Origin of the sequence: Butyricimonas paravirosa (genome assembly GCF_032878955.1) — a bacterium.
Taxonomy (GTDB): domain Bacteria; phylum Bacteroidota; class Bacteroidia; order Bacteroidales; family Marinifilaceae; genus Butyricimonas; species Butyricimonas paravirosa.
Genome location: NZ_CP043839.1, coordinates 2,766,716 through 2,780,187 on the forward strand (window position 1 = coordinate 2,766,716; position 13,472 = coordinate 2,780,187).

The following is a 13,472-nucleotide window of genomic DNA, read 5'->3' on the forward strand; positions in this document are numbered from 1 at the left end:
TAAAAGTGCAGAAAACAGCAATTTTCTGCACTTTTATAGTGCAATTTGCGTATATTTGCAGAAATACATACTAATCATGGATAAACTTTACGAAAGTTTCAACAAACTATTAAAAATTACAAACACCGATTTTATTCGCTATAAATATGCCGAAATTAATTGGGACAGCCATATGTTAGGACTTGTTGGTCCACGGGGTATTGGTAAAACAACAATGTTTCTCCAACATATTAAACAAAACCTACACCCGAAAGATACGTTGTATGTTTCAGCAGACAACATATATTTTACAGAGAATTCTTTGATCGATCTAACAGACAAATTTAGTAAACAAGGAGGGAAACACTTGTTTATCGACGAAATACATAAATACCCTAATTGGTCACGTGAATTAAAACAAATATACGACACCTATCCAGATGTGCAGATACGATTTACCGGATCATCCATTCTAGACATCTATAAAGGAACTGCAGACCTAAGCCGACGAGCTCCTATCTACGATATGCAAGGCCTCTCTTTCCGCGAATATTTAAACATGTTTCATCACATGAATATTCCTGTTTATACAATAGATGAAATATTAGAACACAAAGTAGAAATACCCCAAATAACGCATCCTCTCCCCCTCTTCATAGAGTACCTTCAGCAAGGCTATTACCCGTTTGGTAAAGACAAAACTTTCGAGATTGAATTGGACCAAGTGATAAACCAGACCATGGAGATCGATATCCCACAATATGCAAACATGAATGTCTCCACTGGACGCAAATTAAAACAACTTCTAATGATCATTTCTCAAAGTGTTCCATTTAAGCCAGTCCTACAAAAACTGGCAGATATGATTGGTGTAAGTCGGAATTATTTAGCCGATTACCTACTTTACATTGAAAAAGCAGGCATGATAGCTCAACTTCGTGATGATACAGGGGGGATCAGGGGATTAGGCAAAGTAGAAAAAATATATATAGATAATACGAACCTCATTTATGCTTTAGGACGAGAAAGTCCAAATATAGGAAACATTCGTGAAACATTCTTTTACAACCAGATGCGCGTGAAACAAGAAATCACATCCTCAAAAATTTCAGATTTTCAGATAGGAGAAAGAACATTTGAAATAGGAGGGAAAAACAAAGGACAAAAACAAATAGAAGGTCTCCCAAAAGGATATATTGTAAAAGATGACATCGAAAGTGGATATGCCAATATTATCCCGCTCTGGCATTTCGGAATGAATTATTAAACAAACAGTTCCTTTTCGTTTGAAATTTTCCGCTTTATCCATATTTTTGCAACTTAAATCTAAAATTTCGTAGATGAAGAACATTAGGAATTTCTGTATAATCGCACATATTGACCACGGTAAGAGTACACTTGCCGACCGTTTACTGGAAACGACCGGAACTGTAGTAGGGAAAGATTTACAAGCACAGGTGCTTGACGATATGGATCTGGAACGAGAGCGAGGCATCACGATCAAGAGTCACGCCATACAGATGGATTATCATTACAAGGGAGAGAAATATGTTCTAAACTTGATAGACACCCCGGGACACGTGGATTTCTCGTACGAGGTATCACGTTCCATTGCTGCCTGCGAGGGTGCGCTACTGATTGTCGATGCCACGCAAGGTATTCAGGCACAAACCATCTCGAACCTTTATCTTGCCATTGACAATAACTTGGAAATCATTCCCGTTTTGAACAAGATGGATATGCCCAATGCCATGCCTGAGGAAGTGAAGGACCAGATTGAAGAACTGATCGGATGCGAGCGGGATGATATTATTGAAGCCAGTGGAAAAACTGGTTTGGGCGTGGATAAAATACTGGAAGCGGTTGTAGAACGAATTCCCGCACCTACGGGTGATCCCGATGCGCCACTTCAGGCTTTGGTGTTCGACTCGGAATTTAACTCTTTCCGCGGAATCATCACCTATTGCCGTATCATGAACGGTAGTCTGAAAAAAGGTGACATCGTGAAATTCGTGAGCACGGGCAAGGAATACGATGCAGATGAAATTGGAGTATTACGCCTAGAACAAGAACCCCGCAACGAACTGAAAACGGGAGATGTGGGCTACATTATTTCCGGTATTAAAACTTCATCCGAGGTAAAAGTCGGGGATACGATCACGCACGTGGAACGTCCATGCGCCGCCGCCATCGAGGGATTCGAGGAAGTAAAACCCATGGTCTTTGCCGGAATCTACCCGATTGATTCGGAGGATTACGAGGACCTGCGTACCTCCATCGAGAAATTACAGCTAAACGATGCCTCCCTAACCTTCGAGCCGGAATCTTCAGCCGCCCTCGGATTTGGATTCCGCTGCGGGTTCCTCGGAATGCTCCATATGGAAATCGTGCAGGAACGTCTGGATCGGGAGTTCGACATGAACGTGATCACCACCGTTCCCAACGTTATGTACATCGCCCACACCACGAAAGGCGAAGTTTTCGAAATGCACAACCCCTCCGATATGCCCTCTCCCACGGTAATGGACTATATCGAGGAGCCTTATATAAAAGCACAGATCATCACGCCTACCGACTACATCGGTCAGATCATGACCCTCTGTCTCGGCAAGCGAGGCGTACTGATAAAGCAACACTACCTGACAGGAAACCGGATCGAGTTGAACTACGAGATGCCACTGGCCGAAATCGTGTTTGACTTCTACGACAAATTAAAGAGTATCACGAAGGGATATGCCTCTTTTGACTATTTCCAGATCGGTTATCGTCGGGCAAATCTTGTGAAATTGGATATACTGCTGAATGGCGAATCCGTGGATGCCCTCTCTGCTTTAATTCACTTTGATAACGCTTATTCTTTCGGGAAACGCATTTGCGAAAAATTAAAAGAACTGATTCCCCGTCAGCAATTCGACATTGCAATCCAAGCTGCCATCGGTGCGAAGATTATTTCCCGCGAAACCATCAAAGCTGTTCGCAAGGATGTAACCGCAAAATGTTACGGTGGTGATATTTCCCGTAAACGTAAACTACTGGAAAAACAGAAAAAAGGAAAGAAACGAATGAAACAAATCGGGAACGTTGAAGTCCCGCAAAAAGCATTCCTTGCCGTGCTGAAATTGGATTAGTTCATAAAGTTTGTAAGGTTTGTAAAGTTTATAAAGTAAGCGTCCCCCAAGGACGCTTTATTTGTATGCCCCTTAAGCTACTTTATAACCTTATGAACTTTACAAACCTTATGAACCACAACGTCATCCCAATAATCCCTGCATTTCGCCCTTACTTCCCCGTCAGGAGCGATCACGCAACTCTCTCCCCGGTAAACAAGTCCTGTTAAGTCTGTCCCGGCACAATTAACGGCCACAACGTACGCCTCGTTTTCAATAGCTCGTTCCCGTAGAAGTTGATTCCAATCGTCCCGTCGGGATTCCGGCCAGTTCGCAATGTAAATGGCAACATCATATTCACCCTGATTCCTACTCCACTCCGGGAAGCGCAAATCATAACAGATATAAGTTGAGAAACGTATCCCTTTCCATTCCAGTGTCAGATGACGGCCTCCGGGCGAGAAACTACCTTTTTTAAAACAATTATGCTTGTCGTAATATTCGTATTTCCCATCCGGATAAACAGCCAATAACCGGTTATAATATTTCCCGTTCTCTTTGTAAATCGTGGAACCGATCACCAATGCCCCGGAGCGTCTCGCCCATTTCTTCATCCGCTTGATCACTGTCGGGTAATAGGAAGCCACCTCATCTTTCGAACGCATTGCCTCTTCTTTATCCCGTTTCTTCATCTCACACCCGGAAGTGAAAAGCTCCGGAAATACAATCACATCGGCACCCTTACACAAAGGCACCCGCTTATCAAAAGCCCATAGATTGGATTTCACATCCCCCCATATCAAGTGCGCCTGTACAAGCGCCACCCTCACCGAATCCTGTGCCTTCACGTTTAAGGATAAAACAAACAGGAAACATAACATCCCGCCAAATACTTTCATTTTCATAAGATTATTTAGGCGAATTTACTCAAAAATTTTGATTCTTTCCTAGATTATTGAAAAATTACACGGTTAGGTAAATACCCAAAAAATCACAACTTTCCCCGCTTTGCAATGCTGGTACATACAAAATCAACTTGCTTAGGTTTTGAAACAATTTAATATATTTGTAACTGGAAATCAATATATAATAAAACATTTAATATCCCAAAAGTGAGAGGGCTGCCAAAAGTCTATTTTAAACAACTACCCCCTCTAACTCCCCCTTACACAGGGGGAGAAACCGCTTGGTAATCAGCCCTCCCCCTGTGTAAGGGGGAGCTGGAGGGGGTAGTTTATAGATACTGGATAAGACTTTTTTGGACAGCTCCCTATCCCCTCCTCTCCCACCGTCGTTTCACCCACGCCACCGCCAGCGAACTAATCACCCCACCAACGATACTAAAAACTCCTGCCAACAAGTTGTCCGCCATCTGCGACAACACGGCGTTAAAACTCAACGTCGAAAACATACCGATCAAAAAATAATTACCCATTTTGATAATTTAAAATTTAAAGTTTAGAATTTAGAATGGGATTCACATCCCCGGCATGGATCCTCTGCCGGAGACGTGAGAACTCGTTCCTCTCGCGAAATCACTCGATCAGGAACCATAAAATTTACAGCGTCATCACCCAGCTATCCGAAGCGCTCTTCCCGTTCTTCAACGTGGCGAAACAATACAGTTTCACGTTCTCGTGACTCCACTCCTCCGGGAGAGCGTAGCTCGTGTTACCGTTCTCCCCACGGACTCGCAACGTCACTAGACGGGCTCGCCCAAGCACGCTCTCGTATAACACCGCATACACCTGATCGTCGCTGAAGGCGTAACCGTTCTCCTCGTCCTGCATCTCCTGCATGAAAGAATACATCTTGTTCTCTTCCGAGTAAGTTACTTCCACTTTCGGCGGGTACAACATCCCGGAAGCACAAAGCAAACGGTCGAGATCCACCGTCGCCACGTTCGCCTCGTCCACCGATATCCGGGACATGTTCACCTTCACGAAAGCGTTCGCCGCCGAACCTTTACCGATCCCGGCAAAACCTTTCCGGATCACCGGTAACAACTGCCGGGATAACTGTACCAGCGCTTTCATTCTCGCCCGTTGGGCCAGGATTTCCGGCGTCGGGTTGTCCTTCCGGGAAAACACCTTCGCCTTGGCGATGTTCTTCCCTCTCGTGTAACACAACGTGATGTTTCCCACTGATTTTCTTGCTTTTCCCAGTAAATACGAGTTAAATTCTGCCATAACTTTACAATTAAAAATTAAAAATTAAAAATTGAAAATTGAAAATTGAAAATGAACTTTACATGCCCGGGGCGGGCCCTGCCCCAAGAAGGTAAATTTTTAGTTTCTAACTTCTAGTTCCTATCTTGAAATTCGCTAAAGGCGAATTCCAACGCCGGCCCCGGGTCGATCTTTCTCGGCGTGATCACCGAGTGACCCACCACGTCACGGATCGGGTAGGTCTCTTCCAGTAGGGTACAGATCTCCCGTAACACCCGGACCTGCCTTGCCGTGTAGCGATGCCAGTACGTCGGGCGATCGCCGGAACAGTCCGTGTACACCTCCTCCGGCGATACCACCCGCCCGCACTCCGCGATAAACAACCCGCCCGAGAACCGGAGTTTCCCGAGGTTATCCAGCTCTATCCCGATCGAGTAACGGTTCAACCCGCCACGCCCGGCATACCAGCTCTTCCCCGCGTGCCACGCCTCGATGTTGAAAGGAACCAGCTGGAACACCTCCCCCTCCCGACCGATCACCACGTGAGCCGAGGCCGAAACGTCCGGGCGGGTCAGGAAAAGTGCGGAACTCTCGGCACTCGTTCCCGCCGTGTAGTGCAGCACGATCATGTCCGGCCCCTCCAAACGCCGGGCGTTCTTTGCGCTCACCAGGTGAACCACCCCGCCACCCATCAAACGATGGTTGACAATTGAAAATGGAGAATTGAAAATTGAAATTCCCATGAATAAAAATTTAATTAATCAAGTTTTTACCTTTTACTTTTTCCAACTTTTAGTTTTTACTTTTTAGCTTTTACCTTAAAAATCGCCTCCGCCATTTTTTCCCCACTCCGCCCCACCACGTAACCGCCCAGGCCGATTTCCAGCAAATCCCAAAAGCGGGAAGTATCGGAAAGGATGGGTAGCGTCGTGAACGTCCCCACGAGGACGATCAAGGCGAACACCAGCATCACCAGCGGCCGCCACGATCGCTGCAACCAGTTCCCCCGGGCCTCCTCCACCACGGCTGCCGAGCGAGAGCGGGCCATCTCTTTCTCGTGTTCTGCCAGCAATCCCAGCAGGTCCACTTCCAGTTGTCGCTTCTCCCTCACCGGGAGCGTCAGGCGGTCGATCACCTCGCCAACCGCCCCGACCACGTTCTTCACTCCTTCCAAAGTCGTAAAGCCGTGACGATACAATTCTTCACCTCTGCCGCAAGGTAAAACTTCTTGTTACCCACCTTCCTCTCCGGGATAAGGAGTTGTTTCTCGTAACGCCGTAATGTCTGCCTGGATATTTGCATAGCCCGGCACAACTCCTCGGCATCCATCAACCTGTAGGAAGCGTTTGATGCCGCCTCGATCGCCAACCCTACCTCTTGGCGTAATTCTTTTAACTCCTCAAGTACTTGCACGGACACGTTCGCCGTTTCTTCCCTTTTACTTGTCTCTTTTCTTGCCATGTTTTTATTATTAAAGTTACCCCGTTCCCTTTCCCCCCACACACCTCCCCGTAACGACACGCCCGGAACAGCTAAACGCCTCGTCTTTTGTTAGTTTATAAAGTTCGAAAGTTTATAAGGTTCATAAAGTAATCCTTCAACCGGAAATCACCCAATCCCTGAATTTTTAAATCTAAAATTTAAAATCTAAAATCAGTAAGGCCCCGTGCGGCTGGAATCTAAAATCATAAATCTAAAATCATTAAATTCTTACGTGTTGGCTCGGCGAATAAGCCTTCCCATCCTTTTCCCGAAAGAAACAATACAAATGGGCTGCCGTTCCCCGTTTACGCTGCAAACGGAAAGTGGCTTTCCCGTCACCCCTTGTCTCCCCGCTCGTCTTGACAAACTCCGGGGAAAACGAACGATCGGCATAAAGCACGGCAACCATGAACTTATCCTCTTTTCCCGCGGAAGGAAGATCTTCCTCCCGTTCCCACGCCACAGAAACCACATCCCCCTCATCAACACGCACCACGAGATGATTCACTTTTTGTAACCGACCGACCGTCAACTGCAACCGGGCAAAATCCCCAATCTTCCCGTCAGGCTTAAAAATCATCATGTTCAACTTCAAAAATAAATTATACCCGCTTTTCCCCGTTCCCTTTGCTGCTAAATACCACACCTTTCGTAATTCCGTCTCCGCCAAACGTCGGTAAAAACGTATTGCCACCCTCAAGCGGGAACGGCTTTCCCGTTGTTTTGACGTGTTCGCATCCGCATACTGTGCCGCCACACTCCTCACCCGTGTCACCGATCCCACCCGGTAGAAAATCGAATTCCCGATCTTTCCTCGAATATTCTCTTCTGTTATTGCCATCACTCGTTCGTTTTTAAAGTTTTTCTTTGTTTTCTGATGCAAAGATAGAGCCTGCATCTTCGACATAAAACTCTAATTCACAAGCGACAGGATGTTTTCACAAATAACCTTTTACGTTTCATATTTGCCATAAATCCAAATCCCTCACTCGTGAACACACAACTCTCCCGATAAAAGAAAATCCCTAAACAGACCGTAGAACAAAGCAATGAACAACCGAAAAACATCCCCGGTAAAGAGGAGACAATCTCCCCTTTCTCCCACATCAAAGACACCCGCTGAACGTCTTTGATTCGTCTTTGATTCGAAAATGATACGTCATTAATCCCTAACTACATTGGATTCTCAACGGAAGAAGAATGGATATTGCCCGATAGAATATCAAGCAACATACCTAGATTAAAAAGATACCCAAACGAAATTTCTAGAGATAAAGCTATAAATACCAACAATCAAAAAAAAACCAAACATTATAATCTAGATGCGATTATTACAAAAGAATTTTTGCCAAAGTCCAAAATAAAGTTACACTACGTAATTCATAGTCATACAGCAGTCCTAATACGTCTAATTCTATTAAACTTTTCATCTAAACACTGTCTGGACAATTAAACTGGAACCATTACATTGAAATATTAGAAATAGAAGATAATAGCAATCGACCTTTCTCGGTTAAACGATACTTTTGATTTCTATGCCTAGAATTTTCAGGATGAGTTTGTTCCACAAATCCATCCTTCATTGCAGGATTCAAATACCCATTAAGAAAATTATCTCTCCCCTTCAAAGACAATACTTCCATAATCTCTTTCACCGATAATTCTTGCCTATCCAAACATGACACGAGCATCCTTACTTGTCCTGTTACTTGTCCCATTACTTGCCCTGTTACTTGTCCTGTTACTTGTCCTGCAACTGGTTCATACCTAAATGTAAGAACAATAAAACCATCTTCCGATTTATATTCTGGCTCCTGCAAATTAGCTTTTTTACATTCTTCAATCATTAAAATAATACCACGCCCCCAACTTTCCAGTAATTTACGTTTATAAAGGACATTGGCAATCAATGGATTTTGTGGTTCAGAACGATGCTCTGACTTCATTTTTTCCAAATCCCAAGCGGGAGGAAATACCCCAGGATTCTCTATTTCCACTCGATCATCATATATCGCAATTCCGACAGATCCTCTAATCGTACGGTATTGTCTATGGCATAGGCTATTAATAATTCCCTCCCGTACCGCTTTATATGGAATAGTCAATTGTTCCTCTCTTTCTAAACCCTCGATTTTACCCGATAGAGAAAGATGTTTGAATATAAAAGCCATTGCGGCATCAAGTAATTTAAAAATATTACCTTGTATTCGCTGATTATCTAAAAATTCCATCTTATCCGTTCCTCTAAAACGCGCCAATCTTAACAAACATTGCGGATATTCTACAAGTTCTTTATTTGCAAACAAAATAGCAGCTGCATGATTAAGTATTCCATTCCTAATAAGGCCAAATTTTTCCAAAATCATAGGAATATTATTTCCTATATTTTCCGGCAAACGACCACACTCAATTCCAAGTCGTACTGTTTTTAAAACTTCATTATCATCTATATCCTGTAAAGAAATATCTCCATTCTCAAATAACTCCCAACGATATTTTGAACCATCACGAAACATTAAAAATTCATTGTATATAGATTGAGGCATCGTGGTTGTCATACTCTCTACACGATAATAAGGACGGCCCTTATATGTAAAAGGGCGTTCAAATCTCGAATCCTCCACATGAAGTGCTATGACCTTTTTATCACTACCAGGGATTGCCACATAGGATAACTGAACTTCAGCCAATGGTTCCAATCGATTAATAGCTTCTGCTATATTTCTTTTAGTATTATCTGCTATATCTTGCCCGATAACTTTCCCTTTATCAGTAACACCAAATAGAACTGTACCACCTTCTCCATTGAGAAAGGCACAAATTGTTTCCATCCCACGTTCCAATTGTCCTGTAGTTTCCTTAAATTCAATCTGAGAACTTTCCAAACCGGTTATCAACGATTTTATTACACCGAAATTATTTATATTCATTTTCAATTATTTGAATAAATACAAATATAATATTTTTATCTATCCTAAGCAGTAAAAAATGATCTTATATTTCACTATATTGGATAATATACTACAAAAATATCCACTAATAAAGCCGCCGATGGCCGATTCACCAGGCCGATTGATGATTAAAGATGATAATTATAACTCCTGTTTACTATTTTGCCGGGGAAGTTCCGGGAAGTGTAGCACTTGCAGTAGGCGGGGACGATAGGCCCGCCCGATCGGGAACCATCGGTCACCGATTTTAACGCTGTTGCCTACAAATGTATCGATATAATGCCAGTTCAAGATGAAACTCTGGTGTACCCGGATAAACGTATCGTCCGGCAAAGAGCGTTCCATCACCCCCAAACGATAAGAAATCGTCACTCGACTCCCGTCGATCGCGTGAAACTCGCTATAACTGCCCGATCCCTCGACGTAAAGAATGTCAGCGTACAAAAGCCGCCGGCAATAATTCTCCCACCAAAGAAATATATGTCCCTCGCCGTAACGGGGTTCGCTTGAATGTATTAACGTGTTGGTCTTTTTGTTTTCCATAAATGATTGATTTTACACCTCGTAAAATCTGCCCCGGCGGCTGTAGCGATTATTGACATTCGCGAATAAACCCGGAAAACAAAAGACCAAACAGACATTGTCCAAGTCAACGTGTCACTTAAAACTATTCCAAATCAACATGAACGCATCGTACCATAGGTATCTTCGATCTTCTCCAAAAATAAGGAATCCCCCTGTAAACGCCACCACCCATAATACGCTGACACATCCCGAATATAAGGAGGAGAATACACCCGATCGTACACCTTGGTCGCCAATGTTGAATCTGCGTTTAAAGGATTGGAATACATCCGGAAAGTATCCCTCTCGATAAGTACCATGCTCTGCCCGGAAACTTCCATCGGAACAAAAACACGAAAACAAGCTAAAAATATCCATGAAACAAACTTCAATTTTTTCATCATACCGCAAATTTTAAAAGATAAAAGATTGGACCGCCCCCTAAACTCATCCAAAAGGCGGTCCCCATTCCATACGTTTCTCTCGTTTACTTATTTACTCGTCTTGCTTCCGGCTGTTCATCTCTGCCTCATTCTTTTTGAGTAATCTATTAAACTCGTCTTTCGGCAATCTCCATGGGCTAAATGTACCGAACATATCATAACCAGTCTTATTCAAAAAAATAGTTGTGTACTCATTTCCAATTCCAAACGAACCACATACATCTAAAAGAATCCGCCTGTCAAAATCACTATCTGTATCCAAAATTTGGAAATCTACCTCCTTAATTGCTTTACATCTTTCTTTTATCAAATTACGGTAAAGGTTTTTCAGTGTGTTTTTCGAGAGTTTTTCTAATTTCTGAAACGTTTCATCCGGCATAGAAAATTCAGCCGTGAAAACTCGTCCATCTTTATCAATAAAAAGCCCAACATCAAACTCCTCTAAAGCTTTTATCTCGGCAGGAACTATTGTCTCCCAAATTTCATCCTCCCAATCAGCAATAACCTCGTTCACTTTATCAGAATTTAGATTGTAATTAATTGCTCCCGGGTATTTACTTTCAAATCGTACAAAATAGTCCTTGAAATCAGAGGCTCTCAATTTCCAATAAACCCCTCCCGACTCGTAAGTCGTTCTTATTGGAATCACTTCCAAGCCACTAATGACTCTTTTCGATAACGTATCCACAACACTTGGATTCCATCGTGCATTTGCTATCATGATACATGATAAACATACGTATAGTGTTAAAATTATTTTTTTCATTTTTCTTATTATTTTAGATGAATATAATTAAAATCCTATTATTTTTTTTCTTTATAAAACCATAATGTACGTACCAACAGCGGTTTATATCCTAGTACATCTACAAGATGCATTTTTGCATCCTTAAGATCAAGTATCCAGGATACCCCAAATTCTTTAAATTTAGGAACAAAATTATCAACACTATAATCACTATCATTAATAATCTCATCTAACCAAGCTATATAAGAATTATAATCATGATTTAATGAATGCATTCCTTGATATTTATGGCTGTAACTCCTAAAATAACGACGCATATATAAATCTGTTAAAACTCTTATCTCGTATTCTTCACAAGCAAGATCTAATTCTTGTCGATATGAATCATATGTATTGAAAGAAAACATATGTAATAACTCGTGTAACACTCTTCCCATTGTAATATTTATTTCTCCATTAAATCCGATTTCGGGAGGATAGGAAGGATTATACCAAGATTCGTTTGAACCTCCAGGAACATTACTTACTTTTATGCGAACTTTTAACCCTCTCGTTATTAAATGATCAACAACGTATTGTATGTCGGGGATAAAACGATATAGATATTCAAGACAGTTCTCGACCTTAGCAAGAGCATACTTGTCTTGTGTAGATCCCTCGTAATTTATGAGATACTTTGTCCAAGTGTCTGCCGGATACGACCGGCTAATGCCCGTTTCCAATTCTTGTTCGTCTTCTACCATATCCATCTCGTTGACACAACTACTAAGTGCTAATAGGATGAATACTAAATAACCAATGTCTCTAAATAATTTTGTTTTCATAAGTTTATATGTATTTAGATTATAAAAAAAGGACCGCCCCTTGGATGAGTTTAGAGGCGGTCCCGGTTCAACGTACTCCTCACACTTGCTATTTCTTCTTTTTCAGCATCTCGTCGATCTTCTTCTCCAAGTCTTTGCCCCGGAGATTTTTAGCCACAATACGGTTTTCGTCATCGAGGATAAAGGTGCAGGGAATTCCCTTCACGCTATACGCAGTAGCAATCTCAGATTGTCCGCCTTTCAAGTCGGACACGTTTTTCCAATCGCTGCCATCCTGACCGATTGCCGACAACCAAGCCTGCCTGTTATCATCAATGGAAACACTGATGATCTCCAACCCTTTCGGGCGATAACGCTTATAGATTTTTATCAGGTTCACGTTCTCCGCCCGGCAGGGACCACACCAAGAAGCCCAAAAGTCAACGACTTTCACTTTGGCTTTCGTCTCGTGCAGAGAAAGCACACCGCCATCCGCCAACGGGGCGCTGAAGTTGGGAGCGATTTCCCCCACAGCGACTTTTTTCATCATTTCCAGATCAGCTGCAATCTGTTTACCGTAGGAAGTTGCTTTCGCCTTTTCACTCAGAGCATCGTAACGTTCGGCTAATTTCACCTCGTCCAGACTCTGCGGCAACTTCGAAGCGATTACAAATGCAGACACGGGAGAGTCGTTATGCTTCTTTATTAAGGCCAACTCGTCAGCCTCGACTTTCACCGCTATTTTCTTAAACTCCTGTTGCAATCTCTGTAATTGAGGGGGATTTGCCCGGGCTTGCATATCCAACTGTTGTTGGCTTTGTTGCAGGTACTTGTCCAAATCATAAAATTCCTTCCATACTTTCTGCGCCTCCCCATCGCTCTCCACGATCAATTCGTTTGCGCCCATCGTGATCGTGTAGTTGGCATTTTCCAGCATGAAAGAAGCCAACACGGCATTCTTTTTTACCGGCATCAGATAAACCAATGTCATCTCAGGCATCCGACCTGTAAATTCGAAAACCCCGTTCGTAACATCAGCTTCGCTAATATCAATCGTTCCTTTATCCATTTTGACAACCAACAGCAACTTACCATTAACCGTGTTGGCCAAACGTCCCTCAATTTTGTAGCCCTTATCCTGTGCCATCGTGAAGAGGACACAACCTAACAACATACATACTGTAAATAAAATCCTTTTCATCTTTTTCACTTTTTATTCAAGAGAAG

General features: G+C 42.7%; 15 protein-coding genes. 2 read left to right on the top strand and 13 right to left on the bottom strand.

Annotation, left to right across the window (positions count from 1 at the left end):
• Positions 1–76: 76 nt before the first annotated feature.
• Both F1644_RS11425 and lepA read left to right on the top strand, forming a co-directional pair.
• A complete protein-coding gene (locus F1644_RS11425; RefSeq protein WP_087419062.1) occupies positions 77–1,246 on the top strand; it encodes an ATP-binding protein in 1,170 nt (389 codons plus the stop codon).
• A gap of 73 nt (positions 1,247–1,319) precedes the next feature.
• A complete protein-coding gene (gene lepA / locus F1644_RS11430; RefSeq protein ID WP_087419063.1) occupies positions 1,320–3,107 on the top strand; it encodes a translation elongation factor 4 in 1,788 nt (595 codons plus the stop codon).
• A gap of 77 nt (positions 3,108–3,184) precedes the next feature.
• Here the strand turns inward: lepA and F1644_RS11435 are convergent, their stop codons facing one another.
• From F1644_RS11435 to F1644_RS11495, 13 genes are all read right to left on the bottom strand, one after another.
• Positions 3,185–3,991 carry a nitrilase-related carbon-nitrogen hydrolase gene (locus tag F1644_RS11435; protein WP_229782348.1) on the bottom strand — a complete coding sequence of 269 codons (807 nt, stop codon included), beginning with the start codon at positions 3,989–3,991 and terminating at the stop codon, positions 3,185–3,187.
• 365 nt (positions 3,992–4,356) lie between these two features.
• Positions 4,357–4,521 carry a hypothetical protein gene (locus tag F1644_RS11440; protein ID WP_158571875.1) on the bottom strand — a complete coding sequence of 55 codons (165 nt, stop codon included), beginning with the start codon at positions 4,519–4,521 and terminating at the stop codon, positions 4,357–4,359.
• A 124-nt stretch (positions 4,522–4,645) separates the two neighbouring features.
• Positions 4,646–5,275, bottom strand: coding sequence for a hypothetical protein (locus F1644_RS11445; RefSeq protein WP_118304551.1), 630 nt, complete (start codon positions 5,273–5,275; stop codon positions 4,646–4,648).
• A gap of 113 nt (positions 5,276–5,388) precedes the next feature.
• Positions 5,389–5,997 carry an N-acetylmuramoyl-L-alanine amidase gene (locus F1644_RS11450; protein ID WP_118304552.1) on the bottom strand — a complete coding sequence of 203 codons (609 nt, stop codon included), beginning with the start codon at positions 5,995–5,997 and terminating at the stop codon, positions 5,389–5,391.
• 56 nt (positions 5,998–6,053) lie between these two features.
• Positions 6,054–6,452 carry a 3TM-type holin gene (locus F1644_RS11455; protein WP_229782349.1) on the bottom strand — a complete coding sequence of 133 codons (399 nt, stop codon included), beginning with the start codon at positions 6,450–6,452 and terminating at the stop codon, positions 6,054–6,056.
• Positions 6,416–6,715 carry a MerR family transcriptional regulator gene (locus tag F1644_RS11460; protein ID WP_118594282.1) on the bottom strand — a complete coding sequence of 100 codons (300 nt, stop codon included), beginning with the start codon at positions 6,713–6,715 and terminating at the stop codon, positions 6,416–6,418. The genes F1644_RS11455 and F1644_RS11460 overlap by 37 nt, the downstream gene beginning before the upstream one ends.
• Positions 6,716–6,956: 241 nt before the next feature.
• The gene (locus F1644_RS11465; RefSeq protein ID WP_118304678.1) at positions 6,957–7,577 is read right to left on the bottom strand and encodes a DUF6266 family protein; all 621 of its coding nucleotides are present in this window, start codon (positions 7,575–7,577) and stop codon (positions 6,957–6,959) included.
• Positions 7,578–8,199: 622 nt separating this feature from the next.
• Positions 8,200–9,666 (bottom strand): ATP-binding protein, encoded by a 1,467-nt coding sequence (locus F1644_RS11470; protein WP_118304556.1) that lies wholly within the window; start codon positions 9,664–9,666, stop codon positions 8,200–8,202.
• A 162-nt stretch (positions 9,667–9,828) separates the two neighbouring features.
• The gene (locus F1644_RS11475) at positions 9,829–10,230 is read right to left on the bottom strand and encodes a LytR/AlgR family response regulator transcription factor (protein ID WP_087419070.1); all 402 of its coding nucleotides are present in this window, start codon (positions 10,228–10,230) and stop codon (positions 9,829–9,831) included.
• A gap of 134 nt (positions 10,231–10,364) precedes the next feature.
• Positions 10,365–10,655, bottom strand: a complete 291-nt coding sequence (locus F1644_RS11480; protein ID WP_118304557.1) for a hypothetical protein — start codon at positions 10,653–10,655, stop codon at positions 10,365–10,367.
• Positions 10,656–10,746: 91 nt separating this feature from the next.
• Positions 10,747–11,460 carry a hypothetical protein gene (locus F1644_RS11485; RefSeq protein ID WP_118304558.1) on the bottom strand — a complete coding sequence of 238 codons (714 nt, stop codon included), beginning with the start codon at positions 11,458–11,460 and terminating at the stop codon, positions 10,747–10,749.
• A gap of 38 nt (positions 11,461–11,498) precedes the next feature.
• Positions 11,499–12,266, bottom strand: a complete 768-nt coding sequence (locus tag F1644_RS11490; RefSeq protein WP_118304559.1) for a hypothetical protein — start codon at positions 12,264–12,266, stop codon at positions 11,499–11,501.
• A gap of 88 nt (positions 12,267–12,354) precedes the next feature.
• On the bottom strand, positions 12,355–13,446 hold the full coding sequence (locus F1644_RS11495) for a TlpA disulfide reductase family protein (RefSeq protein WP_118304560.1): 1,092 nt from the start codon (positions 13,444–13,446) through the stop codon (positions 12,355–12,357).
• Between the last annotated feature and the right edge of the window lie 26 nt (positions 13,447–13,472).

Bases quoted from the DNA above. Each gene is read 5' to 3' on its own strand.
- F1644_RS11425 (WP_087419062.1), top strand. From the start codon at position 77: ATGGATAAACTTTACGAAAGTTTCAACAAACTATTAAAAATTACAAAC.
- lepA (WP_087419063.1), top strand. From the start codon at position 1,320: ATGAAGAACATTAGGAATTTCTGTATAATCGCACATATTGACCACGGT.
- F1644_RS11435 (WP_229782348.1), bottom strand. From the start codon at position 3,991: ATGAAAATGAAAGTATTTGGCGGGATGTTATGTTTCCTGTTTGTTTTA.
- F1644_RS11440 (WP_158571875.1), bottom strand. From the start codon at position 4,521: ATGGGTAATTATTTTTTGATCGGTATGTTTTCGACGTTGAGTTTTAAC.
- F1644_RS11445 (WP_118304551.1), bottom strand. From the start codon at position 5,275: ATGGCAGAATTTAACTCGTATTTACTGGGAAAAGCAAGAAAATCAGTG.
- F1644_RS11450 (WP_118304552.1), bottom strand. From the start codon at position 5,997: ATGGGAATTTCAATTTTCAATTCTCCATTTTCAATTGTCAACCATCGT.
- F1644_RS11460 (WP_118594282.1), bottom strand. From the start codon at position 6,715: ATGGCAAGAAAAGAGACAAGTAAAAGGGAAGAAACGGCGAACGTGTCC.
- F1644_RS11465 (WP_118304678.1), bottom strand. From the start codon at position 7,577: ATGGCAATAACAGAAGAGAATATTCGAGGAAAGATCGGGAATTCGATT.
- F1644_RS11470 (WP_118304556.1), bottom strand. From the start codon at position 9,666: ATGAATATAAATAATTTCGGTGTAATAAAATCGTTGATAACCGGTTTG.
- F1644_RS11475 (WP_087419070.1), bottom strand. From the start codon at position 10,230: ATGGAAAACAAAAAGACCAACACGTTAATACATTCAAGCGAACCCCGT.
- F1644_RS11480 (WP_118304557.1), bottom strand. From the start codon at position 10,655: ATGATGAAAAAATTGAAGTTTGTTTCATGGATATTTTTAGCTTGTTTT.
- F1644_RS11485 (WP_118304558.1), bottom strand. From the start codon at position 11,460: ATGAAAAAAATAATTTTAACACTATACGTATGTTTATCATGTATCATG.
- F1644_RS11490 (WP_118304559.1), bottom strand. From the start codon at position 12,266: ATGAAAACAAAATTATTTAGAGACATTGGTTATTTAGTATTCATCCTA.
- F1644_RS11495 (WP_118304560.1), bottom strand. From the start codon at position 13,446: ATGAAAAGGATTTTATTTACAGTATGTATGTTGTTAGGTTGTGTCCTC.